Source organism: Nocardioides potassii (assembly GCF_021648885.1).
GTDB lineage: Bacteria > Actinomycetota > Actinomycetes > Propionibacteriales > Nocardioidaceae > Nocardioides > Nocardioides potassii.
Genome location: NZ_JAKJHZ010000009.1, coordinates 141,126 through 161,174, shown reverse-complemented (window position 1 = coordinate 161,174; position 20,049 = coordinate 141,126). Strand labels below are relative to the sequence as shown.

The 20,049-nt window shown below is 71.5% G+C and carries 17 protein-coding genes; 10 read left to right on the top strand and 7 right to left on the bottom strand.

Going from position 1 to position 20,049, the window contains the following annotated elements; translation table 11 throughout:
* Positions 1–29 precede the first annotated feature (29 nt).
* Positions 30–572, bottom strand: a complete 543-nt coding sequence (locus tag L2K70_RS14505; RefSeq protein ID WP_443689321.1) for a YbaK/EbsC family protein — start codon at positions 570–572, stop codon at positions 30–32.
* 66 nt (positions 573–638) lie between these two features.
* On the opposite strand from L2K70_RS14505, the gene L2K70_RS14500 reads away from it, so the two are divergent.
* Positions 639–1,634 carry a glycerophosphodiester phosphodiesterase family protein gene (locus tag L2K70_RS14500; RefSeq protein WP_236402892.1) on the top strand — a complete coding sequence of 332 codons (996 nt, stop codon included), beginning with the start codon at positions 639–641 and terminating at the stop codon, positions 1,632–1,634.
* A gap of 34 nt (positions 1,635–1,668) precedes the next feature.
* Positions 1,669–3,333: an aminotransferase class V-fold PLP-dependent enzyme gene (locus L2K70_RS14495; protein WP_236402891.1), complete on the top strand. Its 1,665-nt coding sequence runs from the start codon at positions 1,669–1,671 to the stop codon at positions 3,331–3,333.
* 3 nt (positions 3,334–3,336) lie between these two features.
* On the opposite strand, the gene L2K70_RS14490 is transcribed toward L2K70_RS14495, so the two are convergent.
* Positions 3,337–3,648 carry a hypothetical protein gene (locus tag L2K70_RS14490; RefSeq protein ID WP_236402890.1) on the bottom strand — a complete coding sequence of 104 codons (312 nt, stop codon included), beginning with the start codon at positions 3,646–3,648 and terminating at the stop codon, positions 3,337–3,339.
* An 11-nt stretch (positions 3,649–3,659) separates the two neighbouring features.
* Positions 3,660–4,979, bottom strand: a complete 1,320-nt coding sequence (locus L2K70_RS14485; protein ID WP_236402889.1) for a PspC domain-containing protein — start codon at positions 4,977–4,979, stop codon at positions 3,660–3,662.
* Positions 4,980–5,122: 143 nt separating this feature from the next.
* Between L2K70_RS14485 and L2K70_RS14480 the strand changes: the two genes are divergently transcribed.
* The 6 genes from L2K70_RS14480 (at position 5,123) to pcrA (ending at position 11,896) form a co-directional block, all read left to right on the top strand.
* On the top strand, positions 5,123–6,469 hold the full coding sequence (locus tag L2K70_RS14480) for an ATP-binding protein (RefSeq protein WP_236402888.1): 1,347 nt from the start codon (positions 5,123–5,125) through the stop codon (positions 6,467–6,469).
* Positions 6,466–7,131, top strand: a complete 666-nt coding sequence (locus L2K70_RS14475) for a LuxR C-terminal-related transcriptional regulator (RefSeq protein ID WP_236402887.1) — start codon at positions 6,466–6,468, stop codon at positions 7,129–7,131. Before L2K70_RS14480 ends, L2K70_RS14475 begins: the two co-directional genes overlap by 4 nt.
* A gap of 98 nt (positions 7,132–7,229) precedes the next feature.
* Positions 7,230–8,651, top strand: a complete 1,422-nt coding sequence (locus tag L2K70_RS14470) for an APC family permease (protein ID WP_236402886.1) — start codon at positions 7,230–7,232, stop codon at positions 8,649–8,651.
* Between the two features lies 1 nt (position 8,652).
* Positions 8,653–9,096, top strand: coding sequence for a universal stress protein (locus L2K70_RS14465; protein ID WP_236402885.1), 444 nt, complete (start codon positions 8,653–8,655; stop codon positions 9,094–9,096).
* Positions 9,097–9,115: 19 nt separating this feature from the next.
* Complete coding sequence (locus L2K70_RS14460) at positions 9,116–9,469, top strand: hypothetical protein (protein WP_236402884.1); 354 nt, start codon at positions 9,116–9,118, stop codon at positions 9,467–9,469.
* A gap of 48 nt (positions 9,470–9,517) precedes the next feature.
* Positions 9,518–11,896, top strand: coding sequence for a DNA helicase PcrA (gene pcrA, locus L2K70_RS14455; RefSeq protein ID WP_236402883.1), 2,379 nt, complete (start codon positions 9,518–9,520; stop codon positions 11,894–11,896).
* A gap of 512 nt (positions 11,897–12,408) precedes the next feature.
* Here the strand turns inward: pcrA and L2K70_RS14450 are convergent.
* Together L2K70_RS14450 and L2K70_RS14445 are read right to left on the bottom strand one after the other, a co-directional pair.
* Complete coding sequence (locus L2K70_RS14450) at positions 12,409–13,128, bottom strand: M23 family metallopeptidase (protein WP_236402882.1); 720 nt, start codon at positions 13,126–13,128, stop codon at positions 12,409–12,411.
* A gap of 241 nt (positions 13,129–13,369) precedes the next feature.
* Complete coding sequence (locus tag L2K70_RS14445) at positions 13,370–14,689, bottom strand: cryptochrome/photolyase family protein (protein ID WP_236402881.1); 1,320 nt, start codon at positions 14,687–14,689, stop codon at positions 13,370–13,372.
* A gap of 156 nt (positions 14,690–14,845) precedes the next feature.
* Between L2K70_RS14445 and sucC the strand changes: the two genes are divergently transcribed.
* Positions 14,846–16,015: an ADP-forming succinate--CoA ligase subunit beta gene (sucC, locus tag L2K70_RS14440; RefSeq protein WP_236402880.1), complete on the top strand. Its 1,170-nt coding sequence runs from the start codon at positions 14,846–14,848 to the stop codon at positions 16,013–16,015.
* 17 nt (positions 16,016–16,032) lie between these two features.
* Positions 16,033–16,914 (top strand): succinate--CoA ligase subunit alpha, encoded by an 882-nt coding sequence (gene sucD / locus L2K70_RS14435; protein ID WP_236402879.1) that lies wholly within the window; start codon positions 16,033–16,035, stop codon positions 16,912–16,914.
* A gap of 382 nt (positions 16,915–17,296) precedes the next feature.
* Here the strand turns inward: sucD and L2K70_RS14430 are convergent, their stop codons facing one another.
* Positions 17,297–18,013, bottom strand: coding sequence for a hypothetical protein (locus L2K70_RS14430; protein ID WP_236402878.1), 717 nt, complete (start codon positions 18,011–18,013; stop codon positions 17,297–17,299).
* Positions 18,014–18,066: 53 nt separating this feature from the next.
* On the bottom strand, positions 18,067–19,959 hold the full coding sequence (locus L2K70_RS14425; protein ID WP_236402877.1) for a SigE family RNA polymerase sigma factor: 1,893 nt from the start codon (positions 19,957–19,959) through the stop codon (positions 18,067–18,069).
* Positions 19,960–20,049: the final 90 nt, after the last annotated feature.

Below are 20,049 nucleotides of genomic sequence, written 5' to 3'. Positions count from 1 at the left end.
GCCCGTACCCGGGACGGTGCTGGGCATGCCTAGCGACCGAGCCCGTCGACGACCTCCGCACCGGGCAGGTCGGCGAGCAGCCGGCCGGGGACCAGGAGCTTGGAGCGTCGTACGCCGCTGCCGACCACGACCACCGGCTCGTCGAGCAGGGCGTCGTGGACCAGCAGCCGCCAGGCCGGCGGCAGGCCGAGCGGGGTGATGCCGCCGTGCTCCATCCCGGTCTCCTCGACCGCGCGGTCCATCGGGTGGAAGGAGCACTTGCGCACGTCGAGCAGCTTGCGGACGAGGGTGTTGACGTCGGCGCGGGTGTCGGCGCGGACGACGCAGGCAGCGATCCGCTCGTCGCCGGCGCGGACGCCGGAGACGATGACGCAGTTGCCGCTCGCGGTCAGCGGGATGCCGTACGCCTCGCTCATGGCGGCCGTGTCGGCGAGGTCCGGGTCGATGTCGACGACGGCGACCTCGGCGGCGCCGGCCCAGCCCGCGAGGGCGGTGGCGACCGGCGGGGCCACCAGCTCGGGGTGCTCCACGGCGGGCAGCGACGAGAGGGACGGGAGGCTCGGGAGCGTCACGCGGACATCATGCGGCATTCATCTCGCCGTCATCGTCCTGTCCACAGAGGGGGCCACCTTCGTCTCGTGACGGTGACACGCGAGGCGATCGAGCAGACCCCGTCGTTGGTCCTCACGCCCGCCGTGGTTGCGCACCGCGGCGCCAGCGGTCACCGTCCGGAGCACACCCTCGACGCCTACCGCACCGCCATCCGGATGGGTGTCGACGACATCGAGCTCGACCTCGTCGCCACCCGCGACGGGGTGCTCGTCGCCCGGCACGACCTCGAGCTCAGCGCGACCACCGACGTCGCGTCGCGCCCGGAGCTCTCCCACCTGCGCCGCACCCGGGTCGTCGACGGTGTGGAGCAGCAGGGCTGGTTCGTCCAGGACCTCACCCTGGCCGAGCTCAAGACCCTCGCCTGCCGTGAGCGGATGCCGGGCACCCGGCCCGCCAACACGGCGTACGACGGCGCGGAGGGGGTCCCCACGCTGACCGAGGTGCTGGCCATGGTCGGTGCCGAGTCGGTCCGCCGCGGCCGGCAGGTCGGCCTGCTGCTCGAGCTCAAGCACGCCGCCCACCACGACGCCCTCGGGCTCCCGCTCGACGGGGCGCTGCTGCGGGTGCTGGCGCGCCACGGCCTCGACCACCCGTGGGCGCGGGTCGCGCTGATGTCGTTCGAGCCCGGGATCCTGCGCCGTCTCGCCGGGCGCACCCGGCTCCCGGTCATCCAGCTCGTCGACCTCCCGCAGCGCGGGATGCTCACGCCCGAGGGCCTCGAGGACGTCGACGAGTACGCCGACGGGATCGGGCCGCACGCGTCGCTCGTCCTCCCGCGCGACGCAGGGGGAGCGATCGGTGCCCCGTCGACGGTGGTCCGCGACGCGCACCGGCTCGGCCTGACGGTCCACGCCTGGACCGTCCGCGGCGAGAACCGCTTCCTGCCGAGCAACCTCCGCCACGGCGACGCCCCCGACGCACTCGGTGACATGGCCGGACACGTCCGTGCGCTGCTCGCCGCCGGGGTCGACGGCGTGATCACCGACCATCCGGAGGACGCACTCGCCGTGCTCCGCGAGTGAGAGGCGGAGCCTTCCACCGGCGTACCCTCGGCCCGTGTCCCTCCTCGAGCGCATCCGCGCGTCCGTGATCGGCGACGACCAGGTCATGCACGGCCCCTACGGCCCGCGCCGGGTGACGTACGCCGACTACACCGCGTCGGGTCGCAGCCTGAGCTTCATCGAGGACTTCATCCGCCACGAGGTCCTGCCCGCCTACGCCAACACGCACACCGAGGCGAGCGGCACCGGGCTCCAGACGACGCGGCTGCGGGAGGACGCGCGACGGATCATCCGCGACGCGGTCGGCGGTGACGACGAGACCGTCGTGGTCTTCTGCGGCTCGGGCAGCACGGCCGCGATCGACAAGCTCATCGGCATCCTCGGCCTGCGGATCCCGGCCGCGCTCGACGACCGCTACGACCTCAGCGCGGCCATCCCCGCCGACCAGCGCCCCGTCGTCTTCATCGGTCCCTTCGAGCACCACTCCAACGAGGTCAGCTGGCGCGAGACCATCGCCGACGTCGTCACCATCCACGAGGACGCAGACGGCCGCGTCTCGCTCGCCCACCTCCGCGAGGAGCTCGAGCGGCACGCGGACCGGCCGCTCAAGATCGGCTCGTTCTCCGCGGCCTCCAACGTCACCGGCATCGTCACCGACACCGAGGGCGTCGCCGACCTGCTGCACGAGCACGGCGCGCTGAGCTTCTGGGACTTCGCCGCCTGCGCGCCCTACGTCGACATCGAGATGTACGGCCCCGGCTCGTCGTACAAGGACGCGATCTTCATCAGCCCCCACAAGTTCATCGGCGGCCCCGGCACGCCCGGCGTGCTGGTCGTGCGCAAGGAGCTGATGACCAACCGGGTCCCGGTGGTGCCCGGCGGCGGGACGGTCATGTACGTCAACCCGACCGACCACCGCTACCTCGACGACCCCTCGCACCGCGAGGAGGGCGGCACGCCCGCGATCGTCGAGTCCATCCGCGCCGGTCTGGTCTTCCAGCTCAAGCAGGCGGTCGGCGTCGACACGATCCAGGCCCATGAGGAGGAGATGCTGCGGCGCGCCGTCGAGGCATGGGTCGCCGAGCCGGGCATCCAGATCCTCGGCAACCTCGACTCCCAGCGACTCTCGATCGTGTCGTTCGTCGTCAAGGCGCCCGACGGCTCCTACCTGCACCACAACTTCGTGGTCGCCCTGCTCAACGACCTCTTCGGCATCCAGACCCGCGGCGGCTGCTCCTGCGCCGGGCCCTACGGCCACCGGCTGCTCGACATCGACCTCGACCGCAGCCACCAGTTCGAGGCCCAGATCGCCACCGGCTGCGAGGGCATCAAGCCCGGCTGGGTCCGCGTCAACTTCAACTACTTCGTCGACGAGGAGGTGTTCACCTACGTCGTCGAGGCCGTCCGGCTCGTCGCCCGCGAGGGGTGGCGCCTGCTCGGCGACTACCGCTTCGACCCGTTCACCGGCCTGTGGCACCACCGCACCGGCGCGGTCGAGCCACCGATGCGGCTGGCCCACGTGACGTACGACGACGACGGCGCGATGTCGTGGCCGGAGCACGCGACGACGGCCCCCGTCTCGGTGCTCCGGGAGCACCTCGACGAGGGCCGCGCGGTCATGGCCGCCGCGTCGCCGCCGGACTGGTCCGACACCGCCCACCTGGGCGAGGACTTCGACGACCTGCGGTGGTTCGCCCTGCCGGCCGTCTCTCTTGCGTAGCCGCTAGCTCCAGCTGCCGCTGCGCCGGCCGGGCCACACCGTGGCTGCCAGCCCGGCCGCACCGGCGGCGATCCACGGGATCGGCATCAGCCAGCGGAGCTCTTTGGTCTCGACGACGTCGCCCTGGACCAGCGCCCACACCAGCACCATGCCGGCGAAGGCGACGCCCAGGACGAGCTGGGTGATGTTGACCGGGTGGCGACCCGACTCGCGCTCCGGGGCGTCCAGCGGACCGACCATCGGCTCGCCGTAGTAGTCGGGGCGGGCTCCGTAGACGTCGGTGTCGTACGTGTCGTGGCTGTCGTTGTCGCTCATGGCGCTGCTCCTCAGGCCGCTTCGCGGACGATGATCTCGCCGGCGACCAGGTCGATGTTGATGGACATGTCGGTCCCGCCGCCGTCCAGGAAGCCGTTCTGGGTGATGTCGAAGCCCTCGCTGCGCCGGTCGAAGACCCGGCTCTCGCCGCCGACGACCTGCGTCCTGACCTCGACGTCCATCCCGTCCGGGACGATGACCTCGACCCTCCCGCCGACTCCGTCGATGGCGATGTCGCGGCCGTCGAGTGCGTCGACGTCGTCGATCCCGGACAGGTCGAGGGTGAACCGTCCGCCACCGAAGTCGTACTGGTCCCGGACGTCCCCCGCGCTGGTCGGGGCGAAGGACCGGTCCTCCTGGTCGAAGCGGTTGCCTGCGGTGGTCGCGGCCGTCGCAAGGGCGGCGACCAGGCCGAGCGCGATCAGGCCACCGGCGCGCCCCCAGAAGGCGCCGAGGATGAGCATCGCCGCGGTGATGCCGAGGGCCAGCGCCGGGTAGGCGCTGTCGACCACCCGGACGCCTGCGAGGTCGACCACGCCCAGCACGCCCTCGGAGAGCGCGATCAGCGCCACGGTGAAGAGGAACAGCTTGGGGCCGCGCTTGCGGGGGTTCCGCGGCCGGCGCGACGGGCGGGAGTACTGCTGCCACTGCGGGTCGCCGACGGGCTCGTAGGCGTAGGTGCTCGTGGAGACCGTGCCCTCGGGGTACGACGCGTCCGGGTACGACGTCTCGGCGTACGACGTCGCAGGCTCGGTCGGTGCACCGGTGAAGGTGGGCTCGGGGTAGCCGTAGCCGGTCCGCTGCCTGCCCGGGCTCTTCTCCTTGCGGTGGAGGAACCACACGGCGATCGCGGCGACCACCGCGACCGGCCACGGGAACCAGAAGGCACCGGCCCAGTCGCCGACGGCGGCGAGGAGGGCGAGGACGCCGAGCCCGGCGAGGGCCACGGAGCGGCTGCGCCGGTCGAGGCCGAGCGGCTCGTCGTCGGTGCCCTCCTCGGGCACGAGGATCCAGGCGCCGACGTAGAGCAGGAACCCCGCGCCGCCGAAGAACACCGAGACGACGAGGGCGACCCGCACGATGATCGCGTCGACGTCGAGGTGGCGGGCGATCCCGCCGGCGACGCCGGCGATGTGCCGGTCGGTGACGCTGCGGCGCAGGCGGCCGAGGTCCTTCACCTCGTCGCGGGTGACCTGCGGCCCGGTGGCCTGCGCCTGCGGCGGGGGCGGAGTCTGGGTCTGGGTCTGGGTCTGCGTCTGGGTGTGGGCCTGCTCGCCACCGGCGGGCGGGGTGGGCTGCTCGCTCGGAGCGGCGGGGTCTGCGTCGTTCATGGCTCAACTCTCGCGGTCCCGGCTGCTGCCCACCATCGGGGACAGCCCTGATTCGCAGCCGTGGGGCCGGGGTGGGACTCAGGGTCGGCTCGGGGTCTCTCCTCATGGTCCGGGCCGTGCCCGCCTGCGACGATGGACGCACGATGAGCCAGACACACGCGACCCGAGCCGGTCGGTCCCGCCGGGCCTACCGCGACATCTCGGCCCCCATCGCCGGTGGCGTCGCCTCCGGCCTGGCCGAGCACCTGGCCGTCCCGGTGCTGTGGGTGCGCGGGTTCTTCGTGGCGACGGCGTTCCTCGGCGGCTTCGGCCTGATGCTCTACGCCGGCCTCTGGATGTTCCTGCCGGCCGACCAGTTCTTCGAGACCAGCGCCCCCGGCCTGGAGAGCGCGACACGCACCGGCAAGCGTCCGCGTCGTCGCTCGCGGTTGCGCGACGCCGGGCCGGCCATAGCCCTCGGCGCGCTGTTCTTCGGCGTGGTCCTCGGGGTGGAAGGCGTCTTCGGCCAGGGCGCGCTGTTCTGGCCGGTCGTCCTCGGGGTCGCCGGGATCGCGCTGCTGTGGCGCCAGGCCGACGAGGCACAGCGCGAGCGGTGGACGGACACGACGGGGCGGATCGACCCGTTCCGCGCGGTCTTCGGCAACGGCGGCTGGGCGGCCTACGCCCGCATCGCCGCCGGGCTCGGCCTCATCGTCACGGCGATGATCGTCTTCGCCGTCGCGGCAGGGAAGGCCACGTTCGCCGTGCCGGTGCTCGTCGCCGGCCTGCTCGGCCTGCTGGGGCTGGCGATCGTCGTCGGGCCGTGGGGCCTGCGGCTGGTCAACGACCTCAGTGCGGAGCGCGCGGAACGCGTCCGGACGCAGGAGCGCGCCGACATGGCCGCGCACCTGCACGACTCGGTGCTGCAGACCCTCGCGCTCATCCAGAAGAACGCCCACGACTCCACCATGGTCGCCCGGCTCGCCCGCTCGCAGGAGCGCGACCTGCGCCAGTGGCTCTTCGAGGCGGACACGTCCGACGCGACCACCCTCGCCGGCGCGCTCAAGGAGATGGCCGCCGACGTGGAGTCGCAGCACAACGTGGTCGTCGACGTGGTCACGGTCGGCGATTGTCCGCTGGGCGAGGAGCTGCGGCCCGTCGTGCACGCCGCCCGCGAGGCGGTGGTCAACGTCGCCAAGCACGCCGGCACCCAGCGCGCCGACGTCTACGCCGAGACCTCCGACGCCGCGGTGGACGTCTTCGTCCGCGACCGCGGCGCCGGGTTCGACCTCGAGGGGGTCGCGGCCGACCGGCACGGTGTCCGCAACAGCATCGTCGACCGGATGGCCCGCCACGGCGGCCGCGCCGACGTACGCTCGGCTCCCGGCGAGGGGACCGAGGTGCGCCTGCACATGCCCCGCACCCGCACCGGCGACTCCAGCGCCTCCAGCCCCGACTCCAGCCCCGACTCCAGCCCCGACTCCAGCCCCGACTCGATGGAGAACCCATGAGCCAGACCCGTGAGGGCGGCCCCGTCCGCGTCGTGCTCGTCGACGACCACGCGATGTTCCGGGCGGGCGTCCGCGCCGAGCTCGCCGCCTCGGGCGCCGGCGTGGTGGAGGTCGTCGGCGAGGCGGCCGACGCCGACGCCGCCATCGCCGCCGTCCACGAGCTGCAGCCCCAGGTGGTGCTGCTCGACGTGCACCTGCCCGGCGGCGGCGGCGTCGAGGTGATGCGCCGCCAGCCCTCGCCCGACGCGCGCTACCTGGCCCTGTCGGTCTCCGACGCCGCCGAGGACGTCATCGGCACCATCCGCGGCGGCGCCCGCGGCTACGTCACCAAGACGATCACCGGCCCCGAGCTCGTCGACGCCATCATCCGGGTGGCCGGCGGGGACGCGGTGTTCTCGCCGCGGCTGGCCGGGTTCGTGCTGGACGCCTTCGCAGGCTCGATCGACGTGGCCGCGGTCGACGAGGACCTCGACCGGCTCACCGAGCGCGAGCGCGAGGTGATGCGCCTGATCGCTCGCGGCTACGCCTACAAGGAGGTCGCGAAGGAGCTCTTCATCTCGGTGAAGACCGTCGAGACCCACATGTCGTCGGTGCTGCGCAAGCTCCAGCTCTCGAGCCGCCACGAGCTGACCAAGTGGGCCTCGGACCGCCGTCTCCTGTGACGGCCGACTGACCCCAAGGGGTGGGCCCCGGTTGACAGTCGTTCGCCCGCTCGATAGGGTCGGGGCACCACCCGACTCTCGGAAGCGAGGTGCCCGCCGTGGCCGACACCGCCACCACCCCCCGGACCGACGCGGACGACAGCGGCCTCAAGCGGTCGATCACCGGAGCGCAGCTCTTCTTCTACACGCTCGGTGACGTGCTCGGGTCCGGCATCTACGTCCTGATCGGCCTCGTCGCAGCAGCGGTGGGGGGCGCCTTCTGGATCGCCTTCGCCGCCGGCGTGACGGTCGCCGCCATCACCGGTTCGGCCTACGCCGAGCTGGTGACCAAGTACCCCCAGGCGGCGGGCTCGTCGCTCTACGTGCAGAAGGCCTTCGGCAGCCGGCCGCTGACGTTCCTCGTGACGGTCTCGTTCCTCGCCGCCAGCTTCGCCGCCACGGGGTCGCTGGCGACGGGCTTCGCGTCCTACTTCTCCGAGCTCTGGGCGGCGCCCCCCGCGCTGCTGGTCTCGCTGGTCTTCGTCGCGTTCCTGGTCGTGGTGAACTTCATCGGCATCACCGAGTCGGTGGTGATGAACATGCTGATGACCTTCGTCGAGGTCAGCGGGCTGATCATCATCATGGTCATCGGCATCTGGTACGTCGCCGAGGGCAAGGCCGACTTCGGCACGCTCGGCGACATCAGCGTCTCGGGCAACCCGGCGCTCGCCGTCCTCGCCGGCGTCGCGCTGTCGTTCTTCGCGATGACCGGGTTCGAGAACACCGCCAACGTGGCCGAGGAGACGATCGACCCCTACAAGGCGTTCCCGCGCTCGATGATCGGCGGCATGGCCGTCGCCGGGCTGGTCTACGTCCTGGTGTCGATGGCAGCCGCGCTCACGGTGCCGGTCGACACCCTGGCGGAGTCCGAGGCCGCCCTGCTCGAGGTCGTGAAGGCGGGGATCCTGCCGATCTCGACCGACTTCATGACCAAGCTGTTCACGATCATCGCGCTGATCGCGATCACCAACACCACGCTCGTCACGCTCGTGACCCAGCCGCGGATCCTCTACGGCATGGCGCGCGAGGACGTCGTACCCGGGGTGTTCGCCCGGATCCACGCGACCCGGCGCAGCCCGTGGGTGGGCCTGCTCTTCAGCGGCCTGGTGGTGGCGGGACTGCTGGTCACCGGCTATGCGGTGAGCGCCGCCGGCGGAGGCCTGGACCTGGTGAACCGCCTCGCCACCGTGACCGTCGTGTTCCTGCTGGCCATCTACGCGCTCGTCATCGTGACCTGCCTCAAGCTGCGCGGGCACGACGAGGACGACCGCGCGTTCCGCGCCAACACGCCGCTGCTCGTCCTCGGGCTCCTCGGCAACCTCGCGATCCTCTACTACGCCGTGTACGACGACCCCCACTCGCTGTGGTGGTGCGCCGGGCTGCTCGCGATCGGCGTGGTGCTGTTCGTCGTCGAGCAGGTCTTCGGGTCCAAGGGCACGGGGGAGAAGACGCCCGACCTCGACGACGTGAAGGGAGTCTGAGATGCACGTCATCGTCGCCACCGACGGATCTCGACAGTCCCTCGCGGCCGCCAAGCACCTGAAGTCCTTCGCCGACCCGACCAAGGTCACGCAGGTCTCGGTGGTCGCGGTGGTGCGGCCGCTCGCGTCGGTCGCGTTCGCCGACGACGTCTCCGGTCGCGACTACGACGGCTCCTTCCGCGACGCCGCCCAGAGTGCGGTCGACACCATTGCAGCCGTGTTCGACGGCTGGGGCCCCAAGGTCAACAAGCGCATCCGCAGCGGCTCGGCGGCCAACGAGATCATCAAGGCCGCCAAGCAGTACGACGCCGGGCTGATCGTGGTGGCCGCCGGCGGCGGTGGCCTCAGCGACGCCGTCCTCGTCGGCAGCACCGCCCAGCGGGTCCAGCACTACGCGCCCTGCCCGGTGCTCGTCGTACGCCCTGCGCCTCGCCGCAAGAAGTAGCCGCCCTAGGGTGTCCGGCATGGAGACCCTGCGCCTGGTCCTGCTGTTCGTCCACATCCTCGGCTACGCCGCCCTGCTCGGCGGCCTGCTCGTGCAGCTGCGCACGGAGCCGAAGGTGGTGAACTCCCTCATGCGCGACGGCGCCGGCACGGCGTTCCTCGCCGGCCTGCTCCTCGTCGGCGTGCTCGAGAGCATCGGGTCGCCGGACCACGCGAAGATCGGCGTGAAGTTCGCGATCGGGTTGGTGATCCTGGTGCTGGTGATGGTCAACATGCGCAAGCCGAGCATCCCTCAGGGGCTCTACGTCGGCCTCCTGGTGCTGACGCTCGCCAACATCGCCGTCGCCGTGTTCTGGTCGCCCGTCCACAGCTGACGCACGCCCCGCGCGGCTGTCGTACGGGCCGCATAGGGTTGGGACGAGATGACTCCTCCGACCGACCCGTCCTCCTCGGATCACGCCCTGCTCGAGCACCCCCTCCTCGAGGGGCTCAACGACCCCCAGCGGGCGGCCGTGACCCACGCCGGGACGCCCCTGCTCGTCGTGGCGGGAGCCGGGTCGGGCAAGACCCGTGTGCTCACGCGGCGCATCGCGTGGCTGATCTCCGAGCGCAAGGCCCACCCGGGCTCGATCCTCGCGATCACCTTCACCAACAAGGCCGCGGCGGAGATGAAGGCCCGCGTGCAGGAGCTGGTCGGCAACCGCGCGCGCATCATGTGGGTCTCCACCTTCCACTCCTCGTGCGTGCGCATCCTGCGCAAGGAGATCGACCGCGTCGGCTTCAAGTCCAACTTCTCGATCTACGACGCCGCGGACTCCAAGCGCCTGATGACGCTGGTGCTGCGCGACCTCGAGCTCGACCCCAAGCGCTACCAGCCCAATGCGGTGCTCCACTGGGTCTCCGACCAGAAGAACGAGCTGCGCGATGCCGAGGACGCGGCCAAGGAGGCCCGCAACTCCTTCGAGGAGGCCTACGCCCGGGCCTACACCACCTACCAGCGCCGGCTGCGCGAGGCCAACGCGCTGGACTTCGACGACCTCATCATGACGACGGTCCACCTGCTGCAGGCCTTCCCGGACGTGCGGGAGAACTACCGCCGCCGGTTCCGCCACGTGCTGGTCGACGAGTACCAGGACACCAACCACGCGCAGTACAGCCTGATCCAGCAGCTGTGCGGGCAGTCGCTGGAGGAGGCGCACCACGAGGCGGTCGAGCCGAGCGAGCTCATGGTCGTGGGTGACGCGGACCAGTCGATCTACGCCTTCCGCGGTGCCGACATCCGCAACATCATGGACTTCGAGCAGGACTTCCCCAACGCGCAGACGATCCTGCTGGAGCAGAACTACCGCTCCACCCAGACGATCCTCACCGCGGCCAACTCGGTCATCGGCAACAACAGGAGCCGCAAGCCCAAGCGGCTCTGGACCGACGCGGGGGAGGGGGCGCGCATCGTCGGCTACGTCTCCGACGACGAGCACGACGAGGCGCGCTTCGTCAGCGAGGAGATCGACAAGCTGGTCGACGAGGGGGCCGTACGCCCCGCCGACGTGGCCGTCTTCTACCGCACCAACGCCCAGTCGCGTGTCTTCGAGGAGGTGTTCATCCGCACCGGCCAGCCCTACAAGGTGGTCGGCGGGGTGCGCTTCTACGAGCGCCGCGAGGTCCGCGACGCCCTGGCCTACCTCCGGATGCTGGTCAACACCGCCGACGAGATCTCGCTGCGCCGGGTGCTCAACACCCCCAAGCGCGGGATCGGCGAGCGGGCCGAGGCCTGCATCGCCGCGCTCGCCGAGCGCGACCGGATCACGTTCTGGGAGGCCCTGACCCGCGCCGCCGAGGCGCCGGGCCTGGCCACGCGCAGCCTGAAGAACATCGAGGCGTTCGTCGCGATGGTCCAGGAGATCCAGTCGATGGTCGAGGCCGACGAGCGCCCCGACGTGATCCTCGAGTCGGTGCTGGAGCGGTCGGGGCTGCTCGCCGAGCTCGAGGCCAGCGACGACCCGCAGGACGGCACGCGCGCGGAGAACCTCGCCGAGCTCGTCGCGGTCGCCCGCGAGTTCGCGGAGGACCCGCAGCCGGGCCCGAGCGCCGACCCGGCCGAGGTCGAGGCCGGGACGGTCTCGGTCGGGCTGGGCGACTTCCTCGAGCGGGTCGCCCTCGTCGCCGATGCCGACCAGATCCCCGACAGCCCCGACGGCGACGACTCGGGCGTGGTCACGCTGATGACGCTCCACACGGCGAAGGGCCTGGAGTTCCCGGTCGTCTTCCTCACCGGTCTCGAGGACGGCGTCTTCCCCCACCAACGCTCCCTGGGCGACCAGCCCGAGCTCGAGGAGGAGCGCCGGTTGGCCTACGTCGGGCTGACCCGCGCGGAGAAGCGCCTCTACGTCTCCCGCGCGCTCGTCCGCTCCGCGTGGGGTGCGCCCAGCCACAACCCGGCCAGCCGTTTCCTCGACGAGCTCCCCGTCGACCTCGTCGACTGGCGTCGTACGGCAGCCGAGCAGACCCGTTGGGGCCGTCCCGACCACACCGGTGGCTCCGCCCGCCTCGGCACCCCGACCGACGCCGGGCGGCGCAACTTCTCCTCCGCCGCCCTCCGCGCCGACGCCGCCGCCAAGGCCAAGCCCGCGCGCGAGATCCCGAGCCTGTCACCCGGCGACCGCGTCGTGCACGACTCCTTCGGCATGGGCACCGTCGTCGCCGTCGAGGGGGTGGCGGAGAAGTCCGTCGCCTCGATCGACTTCGGCTCCGAGGGCGTCAAGCGCCTCCTCCTGCGCTACGCCCCGGTCGAGAAGATCTGAGGGACCCCCGCCGCGAGCCTCCGTCGCCGACCGCCGTGCCGCCTGGCGGTGGCGCAGCCACATTTCGCCGGCTCGAAATGTGGCTCCACCACCACCGCCCCGCGTGTCGACGTACGACGCGCCCGTGGACGGTCCGTCAGGGCATGGGAGCGGTCGGAAGTCCACCTCACGCACCGCTCGGTGGGTCGAGCGGTGGTCCAGCCACATTCGACCGGCCGGGAATGTGGCTCGGCCACCGCTGGCGCGCGTGTCGTACGACGACTCGCCGGTGGGCGGTGGTCCAGCCACATCCGGGCGGCCGGGAATGTGGCTCGGCCACCGCTGGCGCGCGTGTCGTACGACGACTCGCCGGTGGGCGGTGGTCCAGCCACGTTCGGCCGGCCGGAAATGTGGCTCCACCACCGCCGGCCGTACGACGACCACACATCGACGGTGCGTGAGGAGGGTTCCAGCGGCCCGGAATGCGCGTCACTCACCGCGCGAGCGGCGAGGAGGTCAGGTGACCCCGACGATCAGGGAACGACGCCGTGCTGGACGAAGGCCGGGAAGGGGTCGACCGGTCCGCCGCCGCCGGGGCGGACCTCGAGGTGGAGGTGCGAGCCGGTGACGTTGCCGGTGGCGCCGACGGTGCCGATGGTCTCGCCACCGTTCACCCGGTCGCCGACCGAGACGTAGATCGTCGTCTGGTGGCAGTACCAGATCTCGGTGCCGTCATCGAGGGTCACGACGGTCTTGTTGCCGTAGGCGCCGTCGTAGCCGGTCGAGGTGACCGTGCCGTTGGCGATCGCGTGGATCGGGTCACCGGTGTTGCCGTTGAAGTCCAGGCCGGTGTGGTAGTTGGCCCAGAGGCCGTACTGACCGAAGGTCGCGGTGATCTGGTAGACGTCGAGCGGGAGAATCCACTTGTTCTCCTTGATCTTCGCCGCCTGCTTCTCGGCCGCCTTGCGGATCTCGGCCAGCTTGGCCTCACGCTGCGCCATCTGCTTCTCGGCGAGGGCGACCAGCTCGGGGTCGGTCTCCTCACCGGTGCTGGCGATCCGGCTGCTGCTGCGGCTGACGACGGACCCGCGGCCGGCGAGCACCTGGCTCGCGGCGGCGCCGATCGAGCCCTGGGCCTCGAGCTGGGAGCCCGACGAGGCCAGCGCGGTGACTCCCGCGCCGGACGCGGTGACGGCCCCACCTGCGGAGATGGCGAGCACGGCGACACCCGCCACGAGTGGCAGGGACGGCACGCTGCGCAACACCGATCGGCGAGCCGGCGCGGTGGCGCGGCGCTTCCCGATCTGGGGTGCATCCGTTGCCGAGGAGGTGCGTCGCCTGGGAGCGCGCTCCGCTCGGTGGTTGCCCATAGAGGTGGTTACCAATCTGCCGGGTCGTCATCAGGGGGGTTTGAGGTCGGCAAGACCGCGCACGACTGTAACGGAAAGATCACGAGAAAAGGCATTGACGGCAAAATTGGTGCATATCTGCAGGTCAGGAGCGCACGGCCTGGTAGCGCTCGAGCGCCTCGGTCCGCTCGTCGGCGTGATCGACGATCCGCAACGGGTAGTCGTGCTCGTAGCCGACGTCGGACTTCCACGGCTCGTGCGCCGCCTTGCCGGGCAGGTGGGCGAGCTCGGGGACCCAGCGGCGCACGTAGTCGCCCTGCGGGTCGAACTTCAGGCCTTGGGTGATCGGGTTGAAGACGCGGAAGTAGGGAGAGGCGTCCGTCCCGGTCCCGGCGACCCACTGCCAGCCGTGGTTGTTGGACGCCACGTCGCCGTCGATGAGCAGGTCGAGGAAGTGGCGCGCGCCCACCGGCCACCACACGTGGAGGTCCTTGGTGAGGAACGAGGCGGTGATCATCCGCACCCGGTTGTGCATCCACCCGGAGTGCAGCAGCTGTCGCATCCCGGCGTCGACGATCGGGAAGCCGGTGTGGCCGGTGCGCCACGCCTCGATGGCGTCCTCGGGGTCGTCGTAGCGCATCCCCTTGAGCGCGGGCTTGAGGTCGGCCCAGGCCGAGGCCGGCTCGTGCCAGAGGACGTCGGCGTAGAACTCGCGCCACGCGATCTCGTTCGCGTACGTCGACCGGGTGTCGATGTCGGCGAGCAGCGAGCGCGGGTGGAGCACCCCGAGGTGGAGGTAGGGGGACAGGCGCGACGTGCCGTCGTGGTCGGGTCGGTTGCGCTCGTCCTGGTAGGACCGCAGGCCGTCGTCGCGGAACGACCCCCAGCGGCGCCACGCCGCGTCCTCGCCCGCACCGGGCAGCTCGAACGGCACGTCGGCGACGGCCTTCTCCAGCAGGTCGACGGCCTTCTCGTGAGAGTCCGCGGGGGCCAGGTCGGGGGAGCGGGGCGTGGCCGCCGGCTCGGGCCAGCCGTGCTCGCGCCAGCCGCGGGCGAAGGCGCTGAACACCTGGTAGGGGTTGCCGCTGCCGTTGCGCACGCGCCCCGGCCCCACGGCGTACGGCGACCCGGTGGCCACGAGCTCGACCCGCTCGCCGACCGCCTCGTCGCGTCGTCGTCCGTAGGGCGTGGTCTCGGCGGAGACGTGCACCCGCCGCTCACCTGCGAGGCGCGGCACGACGTCGCGGGGGTCGCCGTGGAGGATCGTGAGCGGGATCCTGTCGGCGAGGGCGAGGACGTTGGCGGCGAGCCAGGCCTGCCGCGCCGGGCCCGCGCCGGACCAGATCGCCGGGTCGACCACGAACACCGCCGTGACCGTCCCGTCCTCGAGCGCCGCGAGGAGTGCCGGGTTGTCGCGCACGCGCAGGTCACGCCGGAACCACATCACCGCTGAGCTCGAGGACATGCGGTTCAACGTAGCCCGACGCAGGGACAAACCGACCCGCCGACGGGTGACCACCACCACGTCCACCCGACCTCGTGCCAGCCGCCCGCGGAGGTCTAGGGTGCCGAGAGGGAAAACCCGCCACTGTTCGCACAGACGAAAAGGATCGGTCACCTCGTGGACCTGATGGAATTCCAGGCGAAGGAGCTCTTCGCCAAGCACGGAGTCGCAACGACGCTGGGTGTGGTCGCCGAGACCCCCGAGGCCGCACGCGCTGCCGCCGAGGAGATGGGCGGGGTCACCGTCGTCAAGGCGCAGGTCAAGGCCGGCGGCCGCGGCAAGGCCGGCGGCGTGAAGATCGCGAAGACCGCCGACGAGGCCGAGTCCTACGCCCGCGACATCCTCGGCATGGAGATCAAGGGCCTCACGGTCAACCGCGTGCTGGTGACCCCCGCCACCCCGCCGGTCGAGGAGTACTACTTCTCCTTCCTGCTGGACCGTTCCAACCGCTCGCACCTGTGCATCGCCTCGGTCGAGGGTGGTGTGGAGATCGAGGAGGTCGCCAAGACCAACCCTGAGGCCGTGCGCCAGATCCGCATCGACGCGATCGAGGGCGTGACCCCGGAGAAGGCCGCCGCGATCGTCGACGAGGCCAAGTTCCCCGCCGAGCTGCGCGACCAGGCCATCGAGATGGTCCAGAAGCTCTGGCAGGTCTACGTCCAGGAGGACGCCACCCTCGTCGAGGTCAACCCGCTGGCCCGCCTCGAGGGCGACAAGCTCGAGGCCCTCGACGGCAAGGTGTCGCTCGACGACAACGCCTCCGAGGTGCGCCACCCCGACCACGAGCAGTTCGAGATCCGCGAGGAGGCCGACCCGCTCGAGGCGAAGGCCAAGGACAAGGGGCTCAACTACGTCAAGCTCGACGGCCAGGTCGGCATCATCGGCAACGGCGCGGGCCTCGTGATGAGCACCCTCGACGTCGTCGCGTACGCCGGTGAGGCGCACGGCGGCGTGAAGCCTGCCAACTTCCTCGACATCGGTGGCGGCGCCAACGCCCAGGTGATGGCGGACGGCCTCGACGTGATCCTCAACGACGAGCAGGTCAAGAGCGTCTTCGTGAACGTCTTCGGCGGCATCACCGCCTGCGACGAGGTCGCCAACGGCATCAAGGGCGCGCTCGAGATCCTCGGCGACAGCGCCACCAAGCCCCTCGTCGTACGCCTCGACGGCAACAACGTCGACAAGGGTCGCGCGATCCTCGACGAGCTCAACCACCCGCTGGTCACCCAGGTCGACACGATGGACGGCGCGGCCGACAAGGCCGCCGAGCTCGCCCACCAGGCCTGAAAGAGAGAACTGAGCAGATGAGCATCTACCTCAACAAGGACTCCAAGATCATCGTCCAGGGCATGACGGGCGGGATGGGCGCGAAGCACACCACCCTCATGGTCGAGTCGGGCGCCAACATCGTGGGCGGCGTCAACGCCCGCAAGGCCGGTACGACGGTCGAGCTCGGCGGCAAGGAGCTGCCGGTCTTCGGCACCGTCGAGGAGGCCATGAAGGAGACGGGCGCCGACGTGTCCGTCGCCTTCGTGCCGCCCGCCTTCACCAAGGACGCCTGCATCGAGGCCATCGACGCCGAGATCCCGCTCCTCGTGGTCATCACCGAGGGCGTCCCGGTCCTCGACACCGCCGAGGTCGTGGCCTACCTCGAGGGCAAGTCCACCCGGATGATCGGCCCCAACTGCCCCGGGATCATCACGCCCGAGGAGTCGCTGGCCGGCATCACGCCGCACACGATCGCGGGCAAGGGGCCGATCGGCCTGGTCTCGAAGTCGGGCACGCTGACCTACCAGATGATGTACGAGCTGAAGGACTTCGGCTTCACCACCGCCATCGGCATCGGCGGTGACCCGATCATCGGTACCACTCACATCGACGCGCTCGAGGCCTTCGAGAACGACCCGGAGACCAAGGCGATCGTGATGATCGGCGAGATCGGCGGAGACGCCGAGGAGCGGGCCGCGGCCTACATCAAGGAGCACGTGACCAAGCCGGTCGTCGGCTACGTCGCCGGCTTCACCGCTCCCGAGGGCAAGACGATGGGCCACGCCGGCGCCATCGTGTCCGGCTCGTCGGGCACCGCGCAGGCCAAGAAGGAGGCCCTGGAGGCCGCCGGGGTCAAGGTCGGCAAGACGCCGTCCGAGACCGCCGCGCTGATGCGAGCCATCCTCAACGAGGGCTAGCCTTCAGGCGCTCTGGTCCACTGCCTCCAGACGGCTCCGCAGGTCAGCCTGCGGGGCCGTCGGCGATTTCGGCTGCTCCTGCCCGTGGCGGTGACGAGCCGGTCGCTGGGCCTCCCACAGGATCCGCCAGACGACGTGCGCGCCGAGCAGGCGGACCGGCGCCACCGCTGAGACGCGGCGCGGCGAGGGAAGGGTCGGGCAGGCCGACGTGGCCAGCGTGGATGGAATGGACATGATTTCTAGCACCCCGTTTTCGTGAACACACACGTCGCCGGAACGATCTGCTCCGTGGTCCCCGTGACCCCGTCGGCCTGCTCGTCCAGCGATGCGAGCGAGCCCTCACCGTACGTCTGCACCATCAGTCGCGCCGAACCGACCCGAGTCATTCGACGTCCCCGCTCTGGGCCGCGGTCGCGCGCTCGCCGGCGAGCACCGACATCGCGTCGACGACGTCGGCCAGCAGCGCGGTGGTCTGGTCGATCCCCTCGGTCACGTCGGCCCACTCGCCGTACATCTGGGTCACCAGCAGCGCTGCTCCGACCGGTACGACGTGCACGACGACGTGCCCGGCACCCGGCTCGCCACCGAAGTCGAAGCCCTGCACGAGCACCGCCGCGGGCGCCGGGCCGAACGGCGAGTCACGCACCTCGGACGTCGTCTCCATCCGGCCGCCGTGCGCGTGGTCGCAACCGTTGGCGAGGTCGGTGTAGGCCTGCGCCACCTGCGCGGCCTCGTCGGGGCTGCCGAGCAGCACCAGCTCGCGCGTGTGGAGCGCCTCGCCGCCGCTGTTGTCGGCGACCATCCGGTCGCGGGTGCCCAGTCCGCGCAGCGGGGAAGTGCCGCACAGCTCGAGGTCCCTCAGTCCGGTGCCGGTGCGCGAGGTCGGGATCGTGTCACCGGGGCCGCCCATGCCCGCGGACAGGGGGAAGTCGTCCGGGATCCCGGTGGCCGGCGTCGGCGTGACCTGCTCGAGCGTCGTACGGTCAGCGCCCGAGGTGTCCGTGCCGGACGACGACTCGTCAGACGGCCCGCTGCCGCACCCGGCGAGCGCCAGCGCGCACGCCAGGGCCGCGCCGAGCAGCCGAGCGGAGGACCTCATGACACCTGAGACACCCCACGTGGCGAAAAGGTTGCCTCATCAGCCGGGATCGTTCAGCGGGGGAGTGCCTCGAGCCGCTCGACCATGCGCCGGGCGAGGGCCACGAAGTCGTCCCGCGACATCGTCATGTCCCGGACCGGGGCGAACCCGAGCTGCGAGACGGCCGTGCCGTCCCGCACGATCGCCATCAGGAACGGGAACGATTCGCTGTCGTTGAGCTCGATCGACAGCGCCCAGACGCTGAGGTCCGTCGTCTTCGTCGACGACGAGGCGAGCGGGGTCACCGACGTGCCGAGGTTGGCCTGGCCGCACTGGCGGATCCGGGTGCGGACGGTCTCGACGAACTTCCTCGCCCGGGCCGGGCTCATCTCGCCGATCGTCTGCGTCAGGCCGAGCTGGGTGGCGTTGGGGGTCTCGAGGAAGACGAAGGTGCGGGTCTTCGCACGCGAGATGCCGCCGCCGGTGAAGCTCGTCCGGTCGCAGCGGGTGGCGGCGAAGTTGGTGCGCGCCTTCTCGGGGTCCGTGCCGACCCACGGGCCGCGGACGGAGGCGACCGGCGGCAGGTCGACGACCGACAGGAAGCCCGGCGGCGAGCCGATGTCGAGGGGAGCGGTCCGGGTGGACCGTGCCCGTCCCGCGCACGCGCCCGCGCCGTCGGTGCCGCAGAGGGCGTTGACCGAGGCGGCGAGCCCGGTGAGCGTCGCCTTGTCACTGGGCGGTCGGCCGTCGCTGCGCACGACGGTGGTGACCACCATGCTCCCGGTGCGGGCGAGGCCGACGGTGAGCGTCGACTTCTGCTTGCCCCACGTCCGCAGCCGCAGCGCGCGGGCCTCGTCCCCGACGCGCTTCACGGTCCGGGTGTCGAGGAGCTGGGTGCGCGGGTCGGCGCACCCGGCGTACCAGACCGACGCGGTCTCGAAGGCGGTCGCCGCCCGGTCGGCGTCGCGCGACATCTCCACCATCTCCACGGCGGTCGACGTCACCCGGGTCTGCGTGGTGGTGCCCTTCTTCTTGCCCTTCGCGGTGCCCTTCGCCGCGACCTTCCGCGTCTCGGAGCCCTCCCAGGTACGGGCGAGTGCAGTGACGCCGTCGGGGTCCGCGAAGCGCTCGCGCTGGCAGGGAGCGAGCAGGCCGTCGCCGGAGAGGTTGTCCGTGGTGGCGGTCTCCGACCAGTCGAGCCCGGTCCCGAACCGCTCCGCCTGGGTCGGCGAGAGCAGCGCCGCCTCGTCGATGAGCGGCTCGCCCGTCGTGCCGGCCGGCTCGGGCGCGTGGACGGTGACACCGGCGGACGCCTTCTCCTCGCGCAGGCTGGTCGGCTCGGCGTCGGCGCCGGTCGCCACCAGGGAGCCGGAGACGAGCAGCGCGGCCGCCGCCACCCCGGCGCCGATCACGGTGTGCGTACGACGTCGCGCCGCCCCGGCGCGCCGGATGACGGTCGCGCGGGGCCACCGGATGTCCTCCAGCGGCGTGGCGAGCTCGGCGAGCAGGCGGCGTACGTCGGTCGTCTGCACGTCGCGCGCCAGCGCGAACTGGGACGTCGCCGTCTGCAGCTCCCGCTCGGCGTCGGAGCGGGGGAGGCCGACCATGCGGCCGATCTCGGTCAGGGAGAGTGACGAGAGGCCGTTGAGCACCAGCAGCTCGCGCTGCCGCGGGGTCAGCTTCGCGAGGGCGTCGAGGGTGGCGCGCACCTCGGGGGCCAGCGACTTGTCGCGGTGCCAGATGCGGGCGGTGTGCCGGCGCCGCGCCCGACGGAACGCGAGCGGGCGGACGTAGGCGTCGCGGTCGTCGAGGGGACCGACCTTGCGCCAGTGGTGCCACGTGACGACGAAGGCGTCCCGCACGGCGGCCCGGGCGGCCGGCGCGTCGCCGGTGAGGGCGTACGCCTCGTGCAGGAGGCGCGAACGTGTCTCGACGTAGTAGGCGTCGAAGGTCTCGGGGCTCCTCATGACCCGTCCACGGTACGGGAGCGGCACACGCGGCGCACATCGATCCCGGCCGGACCCCGGAGGGCCGGGAGTGCGGCGTGGGAGCACCGG

Coding starts and splice junctions, on each gene's coding strand:
- sucD (WP_236402879.1), top strand. CDS start 16,033: ATGAGCATCTACCTCAACAAGGACTCCAAGATCATCGTCCAGGGCATG.
- L2K70_RS14465 (WP_236402885.1), top strand. CDS start 8,653: ATGCACGTCATCGTCGCCACCGACGGATCTCGACAGTCCCTCGCGGCC.
- L2K70_RS14430 (WP_236402878.1), bottom strand. CDS start 18,013: ATGAGGTCCTCCGCTCGGCTGCTCGGCGCGGCCCTGGCGTGCGCGCTG.
- L2K70_RS14425 (WP_236402877.1), bottom strand. CDS start 19,959: ATGAGGAGCCCCGAGACCTTCGACGCCTACTACGTCGAGACACGTTCG.
- L2K70_RS14445 (WP_236402881.1), bottom strand. CDS start 14,689: ATGTCCTCGAGCTCAGCGGTGATGTGGTTCCGGCGTGACCTGCGCGTG.
- L2K70_RS14480 (WP_236402888.1), top strand. CDS start 5,123: ATGAGCCAGACACACGCGACCCGAGCCGGTCGGTCCCGCCGGGCCTAC.
- L2K70_RS14460 (WP_236402884.1), top strand. CDS start 9,116: ATGGAGACCCTGCGCCTGGTCCTGCTGTTCGTCCACATCCTCGGCTAC.
- pcrA (WP_236402883.1), top strand. CDS start 9,518: ATGACTCCTCCGACCGACCCGTCCTCCTCGGATCACGCCCTGCTCGAG.
- L2K70_RS14475 (WP_236402887.1), top strand. CDS start 6,466: ATGAGCCAGACCCGTGAGGGCGGCCCCGTCCGCGTCGTGCTCGTCGAC.
- L2K70_RS14485 (WP_236402889.1), bottom strand. CDS start 4,979: ATGAACGACGCAGACCCCGCCGCTCCGAGCGAGCAGCCCACCCCGCCC.
- L2K70_RS14490 (WP_236402890.1), bottom strand. CDS start 3,648: ATGAGCGACAACGACAGCCACGACACGTACGACACCGACGTCTACGGA.